This is a genomic window from Sphingomonas sp. Leaf67 (assembly GCF_001421965.1).
Lineage (GTDB): Bacteria > Pseudomonadota > Alphaproteobacteria > Sphingomonadales > Sphingomonadaceae > Sphingomonas.
On record NZ_LMLP01000021.1, the window covers coordinates 513632 to 529475 of the forward strand.

The following is a 15844-nucleotide window of genomic DNA, read 5'->3' on the forward strand; positions in this document are numbered from 1 at the left end:
TCCGGTCACCCGGACAGGCCCAGGTAGCTCAGTTGGTAGAGCATGCGATTGAAAATCGCAGTGTCGGCGGTTCGATCCCGTCCCTGGGCACCACGCCTCATACATCGTCGTTCTGAACGGTAGAGCCGGGACAAGCACCACCCGCGAACGCCGGGTGTAGCTCCGTGAGCGACGTCCCGCGTTCCTGACATGCTCGGACCCGTGCGTCGCCGTCCGGCAGGCTGCCGATACCACCCGCTGAACCGTGCATTCCGCGTAACCGGCCTCGCCGCGTGCAATGACAAGGATGCCAGCGCTATCCGTAACCAGGGCTGACGGTGATCGCGATCCCCGCTAGATTGAGCGTCGACCGACTTCCCCTGCCGATACCGGCATTTCGACTGGAGACCATGATGACCATCGGCGGATCGACCCCGGCCACGGAACTCGCCGCGATTCGATCGGTCGCCCCCGCCCCGGCGATTACCGCCACCGAACGCGCCGAACGGATCGAGCGCGCGCGCGCCCGGACGGCCGAGGCCGGTGCCGACGCGCTGCTCGTCCATACCGGGGCCTCGCTCGACTATTTCACCGGCATTCCATGGGGTGCCAGCGAGCGCATGGTCGCGTTGCTCCTGCCCGTTGCCGGCACCCCGCGCATCGTCTGCCCGGCGTTCGAGCGCGGTACGCTGGAGGCCGACCTGACCATCGCCGCCGACCTGCTGCTATGGGAAGAGGATCAGGACCCGACCGCGCTGGTCAAGGACGCGCTGCCCGCCGGGGCCACCCTCGCCATCGACCCGGTGCTCCCCTTCGCCTGGGGGCAGAAGCTGGCCCGTCACGGCCTGACGCTGACCGACGGCGCGCCCGCGATCGACGGCTGTCGCATGGTCAAGTCGCCCGCCGAACTTGCGCTGCTGCAAAGTGCCAAGGACATGACGCTGGCGGTACAGGCCGCCGCCGCCCGCATCCTGCGTCCTGGCATCCTCGCCAGCGAGGTCGTCCGCTTCGTCGACGAAGCCCATCGCGCGATCGGTGGCGGCGCTTCCTATTTCTGCATCGTCCAGTTCGGCCGCGCCACCGCCTTTCCCCACGGCCTGCCCGGCGACCGCGCACTGAACGAAGGCGAACTGGTGCTCATCGACACCGGCTGTCGCGTCGGCGGCTATCACAGCGACATCACCCGCACCTATGCTTTCGGCCCGGTCGGTGACGACGTCCGCGCGATCTGGGACATCGAACATGCCGCGCAGGCCGCTGCCTTCGCCGCCGCCGCGCCGGGTGTGCCGGCGCAAGCCGTCGATGCCGCCGCCCGTGCGCTGCTGGTGCGGGAGGGCCTCGGCCCCGATTACCGCCTGCCCGGCCTGCCGCATCGCACCGGGCACGGCATCGGCCTGTCGATCCACGAACCCGCCTATCTGGTGCGCGGCGACCCGACGCTGCTGGCGCCGGGCATGTGTTTTTCGAACGAACCGATGATCGTCGTTCCCGACCGTTTCGGCATCCGGCTGGAAGATCATTTTCACGTCACCGACACCGGCGCGGCATGGTTCACCGAACCGCAGCCGTCGATCGACCGCCCGTTCGGATGACGCCGCTGATCGCGCTGCTGCTGGCGACGGTCGCGGTGCCATCGGCTGCCGCGCCCGGCCGCTATGCGGGGACGACGATCGGACCGCCACCCGCCGACCTCCGGCTCGACCCCTTCTACCAACGATATGTCGATGCCGGCGGCGTGCCGGTCGTGTCGTCGGCGAAGGTGCCCGACGACGCGCTGCTGTTCGCGCGCGACATCGCCATCGCGATGCTGGCCGATCGCCCCGACCTGCGCCGCTGGATGGCGGCGTCGGGCTATCGCGTCGCGATCATCGCCCTGACCGAGGGGCTGATCGATCTGCCCGAACAGCGCCACTGGACCAAACCCGCCGCCGACGATCCCCGCCTGACTCTGTGCGAGCGCAAACACTATGTCGAGCGGATCGGACGGCTGAGCGACCGCGATTACTGGAACAATCGTGCCCGCGGCATGGGTGGGCCGTTGACCACCGCCCCGGCCGAAAACCTGCTCGGTACGCCGGGCACGTGGTATTATGGCGAGAACACCTTCGTCCACGAATTCTCGCACGCCATCCTCGCCGCGATCCGGCAACGCGACACCGCGCTCCATGCCGCGGTAGAGCGTGCCTATGCAACTGCCATGGCGCGGGGGGCGTGGCGCGGCGAATATGCCGCGACGACGGTCGACGAATATTGGGCGGAGGGAACGCAGCTCTGGTTCAATACCAACCGCCTGATCGTCGTCGATGGGCAGCGGCTGCTCAACGACGATGACTTGCAACGCTATGACCCGACCCTCTACGCGCTGTTGGCGCAGGTCTATGGCGACCGCCACCGCCTGCCCGGCGACGTCTTCTACCGCCATCCCGCGCGCGTACCGCCCGGCGATCCGCCCAGGGCGACGGCGGAAATCTGCTGAAGATGCCGCCGGTCGGCGCGTTCAGGGCAGCGGGTACGGCCCCTTGCCCTTGTCGGCGATAAAGCGGTCGACCCGCGCATCGATCATCGGCAGCGGCACCGATCCCAGGCTGAGCATCGCATCGTGGAACGCGCGATAGTCGAACCCCTCGCCCAGCGCCACCTGCGCCTTCGCCCGCGCGTCGAGGAACGCCAGCTCGCCCATATAATAGCTCAGCGCCTGCCCCGGCCATGCGATGTAGCGATCGACTTCGGTCGTGATCTCGTGGTTCGACAACGCGGTATTGTCGCGCAGGAACGCCTGCGCCTGCGAGCGCGTCCAACCCTTCGAATGGATGCCGGTATCGACGACTAGCCGGGCCGCGCGCCACATCTGATAGCTGAGCATGCCGAACAGGTCATAGGGGGTCTCGTACATCCCCATATCCTCGCCCAGCGCCTCGCAATACAGCGCCCAGCCCTCGCCATAGGCCGAGATATATTCGTTGCGGCGATATTCGGGCAGGTCGGTCAGCTCCATCGCGAACGGCATCTGGAACGCATGGCCCGGCGCGCTTTCGTGAAGTGTCAGCGCCGGGAGCGAATAGAGCCCGCGCGACGGCAGGTCATAGGTGTTGAGCAGATAGATGCCCGGTCCGCCCCGCCCACTGGTGTAGAATGGCGCGATGTCGGGGTCGACGGCCCTGATCGCGAACCGCATCCGCGGCAACCGGCCGAAATAGGTCGCGGCCTTGCCGTCGAACGTCTTGGCGATCCATGCGGCACGGTTGAGCAGGTCCTGCGGCGTCTTCGCATAGAATTGCGGATCGGTGCGCAGGTGGTTCAGGAACGACGGCAGATCGCCTTTCCACCCCACCTGCGTCATCACCGTCTGCATCCGCGCGCGGATCTTCGCCACCTCGCGCAGCCCGATCGCGTGGATTTCCTCGGGCGGCAGGTCGCGGGTCACGAATTCGCGTACCTTCGACCGATAATAATTCCGCCCGTCGGGCAGGTCGTACGCCGCCAGCTTTTCCTGCGCCCCCGGAATATACTCGTCGCGCAGGAACGCCATCAGCGTCGCATGTGCCGGCACCACCGCCTGCGCGATCACCCGCTTCGCCTCGGCCCGCAGCGCTGCCTGCCGCGCCGCCGGGATGGTCGCCGGCAGCGTCCGGAACGGCGCGTAGAAGGGCGACGCCTCCCCCGCATCCGCCTCCACGACCGCACGCACCCCGGCATCGCGTCCTTGCAGGGTGATGCGCGGCGGCGTGAAGCCACGCTTCAGCCCGGCGCGCATGTTCGCGATCTGCTGATCGAAATAGCGCGGGACGCTGGCCAGCTGTGACAGATAGAGCCGCAACGCCGCCTCATCGCGGTAATTCTCGCGCGCCATGCCGGCCAGATCGATCCAGAAGCTGGTGTCGGCGTTCAACGGCTTTTCGTAATCGCGGTATTGCTGCCGGGCGAGCAACGCCGCGATCTGTGCGCGATAGACGGTATAATCGTCGCGGGCGGCCGGCCCGAGCGTCGCCGGATCGATCCGGTCGAGCGCGGCCATCGTTTCGGTCCAGCGCTGCGTCATCCGCGCCTGCGCCGCCGGTCCGACATCGGGCAGCGCCGCGTTGCGGCTGGTCGGCGAATCCTCGCCCGGACCGGTCAGCGTCCTGCGCCACGCATATTCGCGCTCGGACAATTGCCGGAACGCCGCGTCGGCCGACGCGGCCGGCGCGGCAGCGACCGTCGTCGTCGCCCGCGCAGCCACGGGTGCCGCGATCGACAGCGCCACTGCCAGCGTAATCTTCATGCCCTGTCCCCCGTAACGTCGTCGATGTCGCGCAGCAGCGCCCGCGACACCCAAACTCCCTCGCGCTCGCTGATCGGGCGCAGCGCGTGGCGACGCGCTCCCGACACCCGCGCGCCCTGCACCTCGATCGCGGCGAACACCGCCTCTGCACGGGCCATCTGCGCCGCAGCCTCCGCTCCCAGAAACCCGGCGGGATCGAGCGCGAGGATCAACTCGCCACCCAGTGGCGATCCCTTGCGCCCCGCATCCCATGCGATCGATTCCGCACTGGTCAGGTCACCGATCAATGGTCCGGCGAGCAGTTCGACCATCAGCGCCAGCGCCGATCCCTTGTGCCCGCCGAACGTCCGCATCGCCCCGGCCAGCACCGCCGCAGCGTCGGTCGTGTCGCTGCCGTCGGGCGCATGGCCCCAGTCGGTCGGCACCGGCCGGCCCGCGCGGCGATGCAGTTCGATCTCGCCGCGCGCCACCGCACTGGTCGCGAAATCGAACACGAACGGCGCGGCACCGGCACGGGGCCAGCCGAACGCGATCGGATTGGTGCCGAACACCGGCTGCGTGCCGCCGGCCGGCGCGACCCACGCGTGGTTCGACGTCACCGCCAGCGCGACCAGCCCATGCTCGACCAGCACCTCGACCTCGGGCCAGAGCGCGGCGAAGTGGACGGCATGGTTGATCGCCAGCGCCGCGATCCCGTTTGCGCGTGCCGCCTCGACCAGCGCATCGCGACCGGTCTCGAACGCCAGCTGGGCAAAGCCGCCTTTCCCGTCCACCCGCACCACGCCCGCCGCCCGTCGTTCCAGCACCGGGACCGCATCGGGCACCACCACCCCGCTCGCGACCGAATGCGCCGCGACCAGCAACCGGTACAGGCCGTGCGCGCCGCAACCATCGCGCTCGCCGGCGACGATCGTCTCGGCAACCGCCGCGACATGCGCCGGGGCCAGCCCGACACGGGCAAGCGTCGCGCGGGCATAGTCGCGCACCTCGGACAGGGTCATGCGGACGTGCGGCTCGCTCACGCGGTGGCATCCGCCTTCGCGGTGAACAGCCGGACGCCGAACACCGGCCCCGCACTGTTCTTGTCATGCGGCACGAAGCGCACCTTTACCTGTTTCTTGCCCTTGGTCAGCGGCTCGGGCACCGGGTAATCGACGTCGAAGAACGCCCCCGGCCGATCGGCGTCCAGCGTCTGGGTCGCGATCCGCTGATTGTCGATCAGGATATCGAAGCTGCGCTTGCGCTCATCCCCCCAATAGGTCGCCTGCAGGACCAGCGGCCCGGGCTTCACCGCCATGGCGAATTCGAAAAAGCCCCCGGTACGCGCGTCGCGCCCGTTCCGCCCGCGATAGACCAGCGGGTAGGAAATCTCGGAGGTCAGCTGATGGTCACGCTCGGGCTGCATCTCGCCCAGATGCATGACGTCGACCGACCGCGCCGCCAGATCCTTCTGCCGCGCCTGTTCGGCAAGGAAGCCAGCTTCCTCGACCTTCCACTGCGCATCGGTGAACCGCTTGAAATAGACGGCCGAGCGGCGGTCATATTGGCGATAGAAGGGGACGAAGCTCAGGTCGCCGGGCCGGATCAGCCCGCGCGTCGCATATTGCGCATCTTCGCCCGCCACCGGCACGAACCCGGCGAGCAGGTCGTCGCCGACCATCGATGGATCGGGCTTGTCCCATTCGCCATCGGCACGCCCGAGGTCGCCGGCCAGCACCAGCGGCCCGCGCAGTACCGCGATCGTCTGCGCATCGCCCGGCGTCGCCTCGATCCGCAGGTCGAGCGGCAGGCGGATCGTGACCGCATCGCCTGCCTGCCACCGCCGGGTGACGATCGCATAGCCCCCGGCGGAGGCCGCCTCGACCGGTTTGCCGTTTACCAGCAGCTCGCGCCCCTTCGCCCAGCCCGGCACGCGCAGCGCGACCGGGAAGGTGCCCGCCTTGCCGAGCGATGCAAAGGTCAGCGTCGCCTCGCCCGTGAACGGATAGCCCGTCTCCAGCGCCAGCGTCGCGTCGCGGGCCTGCCATTTCGCGTCGGCGGGGATGTAGAGGTTGACGATCAACGCATCGTCCCCAGTCCAGAAGATGCTCTCGCCGTGCTTGGCATGGCTTTCCATGCCGGTGCCGACGCAGCACCAGAATTCCTCGCTGTCGCGCGCCGAATAGTCGCGCTTCGCCCCGGTCATCAGCGGCGTCATATAGGTGAAGCCGCCGTTCACCGGCTCCTGCTGCGCCATGACATGGTTCAGATGCGCGCGTTCGTAGAAGTCGAACAGCGCCCCGTCGGGCTGCCACGCATACAAATGCCGGGTCAGCTTCAGCATGTTGTAGGTGTTGCAATGTTCGCAGGTCTGTTCGGTGATGTGTTGCGAGATGGTATCCGGTGCGCTGAAATATTCGCGGTCGGCATTGCCGCCGATCACATAGCTGTGATGGCGCGTCACCTGTTCCCAGAAGAAGCGCGCGGCGGTCGCCTGATCGGGCTTCCCCGTGATCTCGTGCAGCCGCGCCAGCCCGATCAGCTTGGGCACCTGCGTATTGGCATGGAAATTTGCCAGCTGGTCGCGCTTCTGCGTCAGCGGATCGAGGTTGCGCTTGTCGTAGATCCGCTCGGCCAGCCGCAGCCAGCGCGCATCGCCGGTCCGCGCGTGCAGTTCGGCGAAACTCTCGTTCAGTCCGCCATATTCGCAGGCGAGCATGACCTGCACCTGGTCGTCGCTCAGCGCGGCGAACACCCGGTCGATATAGCCGCCCAGTCCGATCGCGATCGCCATCGCCTGCTCGTTCGCGCCGATATGGTCGATGACGTCGAACAGCCCGGTGTAGAGCTTGTGCCAGTTGTAATAGGGCACCCAGCAGCCGTTGAGGTCGAACCCCGCCGAGCGGATGTCGCCGCGCATGATCTCGGGGAAGATCTCCTTCCCGTCGACGACGGTCCCATCCTTGCGCTTGCGGGTGAAGCCCGCGACATAGCCGTCGCCATGGGCCGCCTGACACCGCGCCAGTTCGCCGATGATATAGGTCGCGCGCGCCACGCAGTCGGTGCAGCCGGTCTGGGCATGGGTCAGCGCCAGCCCCGACAGATAATGCCCCAGCGTATGGCCGGCGATGGTGTCGCTTTCCCACCCGCCATAGACCGGGGCCTTGGGCGTCATGCCGGCGAACTTGTGGAAATTGTGGAGCAGCCGGTCGGGCGACAACCGCAACAAATAGGCGCGGTTCACCTCGACCGCGCGCGCATAGTCGGACGGGCGCAACCGCACCGCCGACAGCGGAAACGGCTTGGCCGTTGCCGGCAACGCCGCCATGGTGCGCGCCGCCGCCGGCAGCGCGAGCACCGGCAACGTCGCGGACGACATCAGGAACGCACGACGTCCAACCAGCATTTCCATCTCCCAAGAATATTGTATACGATAGGGTAAGATGGATCGGAGTCAACCGATCGGTTGCAGGCAAGGCAGGGTGATGCGGCGATACACGGTATATCTGGGCAGCGTGGCATTTGGCACGATGTTGTCGCTGGGGGCCAGCGCGATGCTGACCGCCGCCCCCGCACCGGTGCGCCATGCCGCCGGCATGCTGACGCTCACCCTCGATCCCGCCAGCCAGACGCTGCGCACCCTGTCCCCCGCCGCCGAACCGGCGTTCGATTTCGTACCCAGCGGCCGGGCCGCGACGCGCAAGGGCGATGGCTTCAACCAGATCGGCGACCTCCACCTGCGCGTCCGCAGCGCCGGTGGCACGTGGCGCGACTTCTCCTCGGCGCAGCATCGCGTTCCGGTCCGCGCGCTTGCCGCCGGCGGGACAGTGATCGCGCGCGCCGACATGACCGCGACGATGGGCGCGGGGTTCCCGCTCACCGTCGAGCGCACCTGGCTGCGTGAGCGCGGCACGCCGGTGCTGCGCTTTACCCTCGTCAATCGCGGCACCACGCCGGTCGAGGTCGGCGCGCTGGGGATGCCGATGGTGTTCGACAACATCATCACCGATCGTTCGCTGGAACAGGCGCATGCGCAGGCGAGCTTCGTCGACCCGTATATCGGCAACGACGCCGGCTATCTTCAGGTCACGCGCCTCAACGGGAAGGGTCCGGCGCTGCTGGTCGTACCCGATGGCCGCACCCCGCTCGAACAATATCGCATCCTCGACGATGCGCGGCGGACAGGCGCGGGCAGCGTCTTCACCGATCGCACGCCGCGCCAGCAGACGTTCGAGGGCTTTTACGACTGGATGGTCGCCAGTGCTGCGATGGCGGACAAGGGGCAGCCATGGAACCCCGCGACCGGCTTCACGCTCGCCCCGGGCGAGCGGCGGACGTTCGGCGTGCGGCTGGTCACCGCGCCGTCGATCCGCGCGATCGAACCGACGCTGCAGGCCGAGCGCCGGCCGGTCGCGATCGGCTTTCCCGGCTATGTCGTCCCGACCGACAGCCCCGCCGACCTGTTCGTCCGTGCCGCGCAGCCGGTGCGCGACGTCGCCGTCACCCCTGCCGATGCGCTCACGCTGACCCGCGTCGCCGGCCCGGCGGGCTGGAACCGCTGGCGCGTCACCGGCACCGGCTGGGGCCGGGCGCGGGTCGCGATCACCTATGCCGATGGCAGCGTGCAGAGCGTCCATTACTACGTCACCAAGCCGCTCGCGCAGGTCGCCGCCGATCTCGGCCGCTTCAGCACGACGCGGCAATGGTTCGACGACGCCGCCGACCCCTTTCACCGCGCGCCCGCGATCCTCACCTATGATCGCGAGGCGAACCGCATCGTCACGCAGGACCAGCGCGTCTGGATCGCGGGGATGAGCGACGAGGGCGGCGGCGGCGCATGGGTGGCCGCGACCATGAAGCAGCTCGACCATCCCGATGCCGGCGAGGTCGCCAAGCTGGAGCAAATGGTCGACGAAACCGTGCTCGGCCGGTTGCAGATGGCGAGCGGCGGGGTGAAGAAAAGCCTGTTCTATTATGATCCCAAGGCGTTCGGGTCCTATTACGACAAGGGCATCGACTGGTCGACCTGGGCGTCGTGGGACAGGAAACAGGCCGACGATCTAGGCCGTTCGTATAATTACCCCCATGTCGCGATCGGGCATTGGGTGCTGTATCGGCTCGCACGCCATCACGCCGGGCTGGTCACCCGCCACGACTGGCGCTTCTATCTCGCCATGGCCGCGCGCACGACCGTCGCGATGATGCGCGACGCGCCGCATTATGCGCAATTCGGGCAGATGGAGGGCGAGATCTTCGTCGAGATCCTTACCGACCTGAAGCGTGAGGGGCTGACCGACGACGCGCGCGAGGTCGAGGGATTGATGAAGGCGCGCGCCGATCACTGGCGGACGCTCGCCTATCCGTTCGGCAGCGAGATGGCGTGGGATTCGACCGGCCAGCCCGAGGTCTATGCGTGGATGCGCTATTTCGACCACCCGCGCGAGGCAGCGGTCACGCGCGAGGTGATCCTGGGCTACGACCCGACGATCCCGCACTGGGGCTATAACGGCAATGCCCGCCGCTACTGGGACTTCCTCTACGGCGGCAAGGTGAAGCGGATCGAGCGTCAGATTCATCACTACGGCTCTGCCCTGAACGCCGTCCCGTTGTTCGACGCCTATCGCCGCGATCCGGCCGATCTGCATTTGCTGCGCGTCGCCTATGGCGGGTTCATGGGCGGGATCACCAATGTCGATCGCGAGGGCTTCGCCTCGGCGGCGTTCCACTCCGAACCCGATATGATGCGCTGGGATGCCTATACCGGCGATTACGGCATGGGCTATTTCGGCCATGCCTATGCCGCCGCGACCTATCTGGTGCAGGACCCGACCTTCGGTTGGCTGGGCTTCGGCGGGATCGTGCGCGAGGATGGCGGGGCGATCGCGATCGAACCGCGCGACGGGGCGCGGACCCGGCTGTTCATCGCCCCCGCCCGACAATGGATCACGCTCGCGGCAGGCAAGATCGCGCGCGCCCGCTGGCTGCCGGCAACGCGCCGCATCGAACTGACGCTCGACCCGGCGACCGCGACCACACCGACCGCGCATCTGTCGGTCGAGGCACCGGCGGGCGGCGCGGCCTATGCGATCGACAAGGGTGTGGAGGAGCGGGGGTTCACGACCGTCGCGCTGTCGTCGACCGCCACGACCTTGACCCTGTCCCCGCGCTAGCCACCACCGACATCCCCGCGGAGGCGGGGATCCAGAACCTCTGACGACTGCGACTCCATCGCCGGACCTGCGCGTCTGGATCCCCGCCTTCGCGGGGATGACGGATGGGGTATGCCTACCGCGCCCCACCCAGCGCGCGCAGGAAGAAGTCGTATTCGCGCCGTTGCCCATAGGCGACCGGCCCGGTCGACCGGCCGGCGGAATGTTCGCCGTTGGGGACGACCAGCAGTTCGAAATCCTTGTCCGCACGTATCAGCGCGTCGACGACCTGCATCGTCGACGCCGGATCGACGTTCGAATCCTGCTCGCCGACCACCAGCAGCAGCTTGCCCTGCAACTTGTCGGCATGGACCACGCCCGATGCCGCCAGATAGCTCGCATCGACCGGCCAGCCGAGCCATTGTTCGTTCCAGTCGATCTTGTCCATGCGGTTGTCGAAACATCCCGCGAACGCGACCCCGGCCTTGTAGAAGTCGGGATGGAACAGCAGCGCGTTGAGCGTACTCTGCCCGCCCGCCGACCCGCCATAGATGCCGACCCGCGACAGATCGACCGACGCGTCCTTCGCCGCCAGTGCCTTCATCCATGCGATCCGGTCGGGAAAGCCGCTGTCGGCCAGATTCTTCCACGCGACGTCATGGAACGCCTTCGACCGGTTGGCCGTGCCCATGCCGTCGATCATCACCACGATGAAGCCCAGATCGGCGATCTGCTGCATCCCCATCGCCTTGTCGCCGCCCGAAAACCCGCCGAACGGCCAATAGCCCTTCGGCACGAAACTGTCGTGCGGCCCGGCATAGATGTTCTCGATCACCGCGTACCGCTTGCCCGGATCATAGTCGCGCGGTCGCACTACCATCCCGTAGATGTCGGTGGTCCCGTCGCGTCCCTTTGCGACGAACGGCTCGGGCGGGCGATAGCCGGCGGCGGTCAGCGCGCGCACGTCGCCGCGCTCCAGCGTCGCGATGATCCGGCCGCTCGACGCATCGCGCAGGTCGGTCACTTCCGGCAGGTCGGTGCGCGAATGCACGTCGACAAAACTGGTGCCGTCGGGCGAGAAGCGCGCCTCGTGCGTTTCGTCGCCATCGGTCAGCCGGGTCAGGTTGCGCCCGTCGAAATCGATCCGGAACCAGTGTTTGTGATACGGGTCCTCGCCCGGGGTCACCCCGCCGGCCGAAAACCAGATGCGCCGCGCATCGTCATCGATGCGGGCGATATCGCGCACGACCCAGCGTCCCCGCGTGATCGGCCGCACCCGCCCGCTCGCGCCGTCGACCCAATACAGATGCCGCCAGCCGTCGCGCTCCGATGCCCAGATCAGTTCGCGCCCCTCGCCCTTCACGTCGTGCACGAAGCGGCGTTCGTTGAAGACGAAGGTCTTCGCATCCTCGCCGATAACGGCACGCGCCGTGCCGGTGGCGGTATCGACCGCGATCACCTTCGCCTGCTGAAACCCGCGCCGCAGATACTCGAACGCGAAGCTGCGGCCGTCCTTGCGCCACTGGATATCACCCAGTTGCCACGGGTTGGGGAACAACGCGTCGGGCACGTCGATCCGTCGCCCGGTCGCTGCCTCGAAGAGCACCGGCCGCTCCTGATCGATCGCATCGCCGGGCTTGGGATAGAGCTGCTCGGCCAGCGCCGGCTGCACCTGCCCCACCGGCGACGACACCACCCGCGTCACGATCCGGCGATAGCCGGGCCGCACCCGGTACAGCGCCAGCCATTTGCCATCGGGGGACCAGACGAGCGTCTCGGGATCGTAGAAATCGCCGGGACTGCCGTCCTGACTGCGCCACGCCTCCGCACCGCCGTTCGCGCCGCGCACGACCAGATTGTCGTCTACCACCAGCGCCTCGCGCGCGCCGTCGGGCGAGCGCTGCGGCACGTTCAGCGCCGGCACCTTCAGGTCGCGCACCACCCCGAACCCGCGCGGTCGCCGGCCCGGTTCCTCGACCGGCGCGCAGACATAGTCGGTCAGCGTGCAGCGCCATGGCGCATCATCGATCGCGAAGCGGATCGCGCGCCGCGCGCCTTCGAAATCGAAATGCTCGAACGGCAGCCGCAGTGGATCGACCGCCTGTCCCTGCGCGTTGGCGAGACTCTTCGCCATCGCCGCTGCGTCGAACGCCGCCGACTTGGCACGCGTAGCGGTATCGACGTCGACGAACGCGAACCCGCCCGCCACCGTCTTGCGATAATGGAAATGCCGCCCGTCCGCGTCCCATTCCGCCGGAAAGGCGATGTCGCGGGTCAGCCACTGCCATCGTTCGCGCAGCGCGATCGACTGCGCGACCCGGGGATCGGTCTGTGCCTGCACCGGCCCTGCCAACAGTGCGAGCGCCAGCAACAACCGCTTCATCGTGCCGCCTCCAGCGTGAACGTCCAGTCGATCGGGCGGAGCGGCACGCGATAGCGCATGTGCGGCCGTCCGTCGGTGCTCCATCCGGTATCCCCGCCGACACCGCTCTGCGCGACGTCGATCAGCAGCGTACCGTCGCCATGCGGGCGGATGTCGCTGCTGTGCGCCTTGGCCGGCGGCTTTTCCATCAGATCGGCATAGGGAAAGGGTAGCGCGTTCACCGCCAGCGGCCGATCGCCGGTCACCCGCACGCCAGCCCCGTCGGCACCGGTCACCGCGATCCAGCGGACATCCTGCTTGGTCCCCGACTCCTGCGGCCGCGCATAGCCGTGATACTGGTCCGCCAGCATCCCCCGCCACTCGCCGATCAGCGCCCCGGTCTTGCGGTCGGCATAGCTTTCCCACGGCCCGCGCCCGTACCAGCGGATGCGGTCGAGCGTCGCCGGCATCCGGAACTGCACGCCGACGCGCGGCGGATCGGGCAGGTCGTCGCGCAGCGGCACGAACCGCACCGCCGCCCGCGCCACGCCGGCCGCATCCATCGTCCAGCGGGTCGTGACCTTCACCGATCCCACGCCCATGTCATGGGTCACGACGATCGCATCGCCGTCGATCGCGATCGCATCCAGCCGCCGGTTGTTGCTGAACTGCTCCCACATGCGGTGGCTTTTGGTCATGCCGGTGCCGACGTCGTTGTCGGTCGGCGCGCGCCAGAAATCGGGCGCACCCCCGCTCAGCAACGTCGTACGCCCGCGCGCATAGCGTCGGACCAGCCCGGTCGCCCGGTCGATCTCCAGCACCGCATCTCCCGCCGCCAGCCGCAGGACGTCGCCGCCATCGACCGGTGGTGTGCTGCCCCGCGCCGCGGCCAGCGGACGCGTAGGCGACAGCGCGAATTGTTCGTATCCGACGATATGCCCCGTCGCGACCAGCGGGATCGCCCCCGATTTGGCCCGCGCGCGCAGCACCAGCATCCGTTCGGCCCCGGCATCGCGCGCCGGCGGCAACGACAGTGAGAGCGGCGCGCGATGCCCCGCCGCGACGGCCGGCATCGCCACCCGCCCCGTCGCGACCGCGCGCCCGTCCTCCAGCACCGCATAATCCAGCGTGAAGCGCGACAGGTCGATATGGTCGTGACGGTTCAGCACGACGAACCCGTCGCCCGCCCGCGCGAACGCGATCGGGGCATAGACCTTCGCCATCTCGTAATATTCGGGATCGGGCGTCCGGTCCGACCGGATGACGCCGTCGCCGACCGGGCTGTCGTCGCCGTCAGGAACGAAGTCGCGGCCCTGCGCCCAATAGTCGCGCCCCGCCGCGTCCTTGCGCGCGATGGTCTGGTCGACCCAGTCCCACACGAACCCGCCCTGCAATTTCCGGTGGGCGCGAATGACGTCCCAATAGTCCTGAAAATTGCCGAGGCTGTTGCCCATCGCATGGGCATATTCGCAGAGGATCAGCGGCTGGGTGAATTCGGGCCGTTCAGCATAATCGACCATCTTTTCGACATCGTCGTACATCGGCGCGAAGATATCGACATAGGCATTGGTCGGGTGTCGCCACCCGCTCATGCTGTGCCCCAGAAAGCTGACCAGCCGGGTGTCGTCGCGCGCCTTCACCCACTTCGCCGCCGCCTCGAAACTGGTGCCGACACCGGTCTCGTTGCCCAGCGACCAGAAGAGGATCGAGGGGTGGTTCTTGTCGCGCTCGACCATCCGTTCGACCCGGTCGAGATGCGCGGCCTTCCATTCGGGTTTGTAGCCGAGCAGCGTGCCTTCGAAATCGCCGCTCTGCTGCGCCTGCGACAGATAGCCGTGGCTCTCGATATTGGCCTCGTCCATCACGTACAGCCCGACGGCATCGGCCAGTTCGTACAGGCGCGGGTCGTTGGGGTAGTGCGACGTGCGCACCGCGTTGACGTTCGCCGCCTTCATCAGTTCCAGATCGCGGCGCAGCGTCGCTTCGGACACGATCCGGAAGGTGTGCGGGTCATGTTCGTGCCGGTTCACGCCGCGGATCATGATCCGCCGGCCGTTGACGCGCACCTCGCCATCCTCGATCGCGACCGTGCGGAATCCGATCCGGCGTTGCGTCGCCTCGACCACCCGCCCCTTCGCATCGAGCAGTTCGACCAACAGCGTATAGAGATCGGGCGTCTCGGCGCTCCATGCCCGCACCGCCGGCACGTCGCCGGTCAGCCGGACGGTGCGCTGCGCGTCCGGCACCCCCTCGCGCGTCAGTACCGCCCGCCCGCCATCGAGGACGCTCGCCCGCACGCGCACCGTCGCGTTCGCCCCCGCCACCGCGACGTTCAGCGCCAGCGTGCCGTCGCGAAACCCGTTCGCCAGCCCGGCACGTACATCGATGTCGCGCAGATGCGTCGCCGGCGCGGCGTACAGCGTCACGCTGCGCTCGATCCCGTTGACCCGCCAGAAATCCTGATCTTCCAGATAGCTGCCATCGGCATAGCGATACAGTTCGATCGCGACCGTGTTGCGCCCCGGCCGCATCGCCGCCGTCACGTCGAACTCGGCGGGCAGCTTCGAGTCCTCGGAATAGCCGATCCGCTGCCCGTTCACCCACAGATAATAGGCTGCACCCGCCGCCCCGATCGTCAGCAGCATCCGCCGCCCGGCAAAGTGCGCCGGCACCGTCACCTCGCGGCGATACGATCCGACCTCGTTCAGCCGGTGGTCGATCCGGGGCTGGTCCATCGGAAACGGATAACCCGATCCGACGAACACCGGCGTCCCCTGCCCCTGCGCCTGCAGGATGCCGGGCACCGCCACCGTGCCCCAGCCAGCGACGTCATAGTCGGGCCGTTCAAAGCCGATCGGCCGCGTTTCGGGGGTCGCCGATCGGTGGAACCGCCACTGCCCGTCCAGCGACAGGTGATAGCGCGATCGCACCGGATCGTCGCGCAGCGCGAGCGCCCGCGTCTCGAAGCCGTCGAACGTCGCGTGCATCGGTTCGGCACCGATCCGGATGACCTCCGGCCGCTCCCATTCGGCCGGTGCCGCCGTCTGCGCGGTGGCGGTCGCGACCGCCAGTGTGGACACCAGCATGGCAAGCGCGACGCGACCGATCATTGCT

The 15844-nt window shown here is 68.1% G+C and carries 8 protein-coding genes and 1 tRNA gene; 4 read left to right on the forward strand and 5 right to left on the reverse strand.

Going from position 1 to position 15844, the window contains the following annotated elements; translation table 11 throughout:
- Positions 1-17 precede the first annotated feature (17 nt).
- From ASE90_RS14575 to ASE90_RS14585, 3 genes are all read left to right on the forward strand, one after another.
- Positions 18-93, forward strand: a tRNA-Phe gene (locus ASE90_RS14575).
- A 299-nt stretch (positions 94-392) separates the two neighbouring features.
- Complete coding sequence (locus tag ASE90_RS14580) at positions 393-1571, forward strand: M24 family metallopeptidase (RefSeq protein WP_056002383.1); 1179 nt, start codon at positions 393-395, stop codon at positions 1569-1571.
- On the forward strand, positions 1568-2455 hold the full coding sequence (locus ASE90_RS14585) for a glycoside hydrolase (protein WP_235531834.1): 888 nt from the start codon (positions 1568-1570) through the stop codon (positions 2453-2455). Before ASE90_RS14580 ends, ASE90_RS14585 begins: the two co-directional genes overlap by 4 nt.
- Before the next feature lie 21 nt (positions 2456-2476).
- Here the strand turns inward: ASE90_RS14585 and ASE90_RS14590 are convergent, their stop codons facing one another.
- Genes ASE90_RS14590 through ASE90_RS14600 form a run of 3 tightly spaced genes read right to left on the reverse strand, consistent with a single transcriptional unit; the run spans position 2477 to position 7625 of the window.
- Positions 2477-4240 carry a DUF885 domain-containing protein gene (locus tag ASE90_RS14590; RefSeq protein ID WP_056002139.1) on the reverse strand — a complete coding sequence of 588 codons (1764 nt, stop codon included), beginning with the start codon at positions 4238-4240 and terminating at the stop codon, positions 2477-2479.
- Complete coding sequence (locus ASE90_RS14595) at positions 4237-5241, reverse strand: Ldh family oxidoreductase (RefSeq protein WP_082449831.1); 1005 nt, start codon at positions 5239-5241, stop codon at positions 4237-4239. Before ASE90_RS14595 ends, ASE90_RS14590 begins: the two co-directional genes overlap by 4 nt.
- Before the next feature lie 17 nt (positions 5242-5258).
- Positions 5259-7625, reverse strand: a complete 2367-nt coding sequence (locus tag ASE90_RS14600) for a glycoside hydrolase family 127 protein (RefSeq protein ID WP_056002389.1) — start codon at positions 7623-7625, stop codon at positions 5259-5261.
- Between the two features lie 79 nt (positions 7626-7704).
- On the opposite strand from ASE90_RS14600, the gene ASE90_RS14605 reads away from it, so the two are divergent.
- Positions 7705-10389 (forward strand): DUF5695 domain-containing protein, encoded by a 2685-nt coding sequence (locus ASE90_RS14605; RefSeq protein ID WP_056002144.1) that lies wholly within the window; start codon positions 7705-7707, stop codon positions 10387-10389.
- A gap of 115 nt (positions 10390-10504) precedes the next feature.
- On the opposite strand, the gene ASE90_RS14610 is transcribed toward ASE90_RS14605, so the two are convergent.
- On the reverse strand, positions 10505-12751 hold the full coding sequence (locus tag ASE90_RS14610) for a S9 family peptidase (RefSeq protein ID WP_056002147.1): 2247 nt from the start codon (positions 12749-12751) through the stop codon (positions 10505-10507).
- On the reverse strand, positions 12748-15840 hold the full coding sequence (locus ASE90_RS14615) for a glycoside hydrolase family 2 TIM barrel-domain containing protein (RefSeq protein WP_235531835.1): 3093 nt from the start codon (positions 15838-15840) through the stop codon (positions 12748-12750). The genes ASE90_RS14610 and ASE90_RS14615 overlap by 4 nt, the downstream gene beginning before the upstream one ends.
- Between the last annotated feature and the right edge of the window lie 4 nt (positions 15841-15844).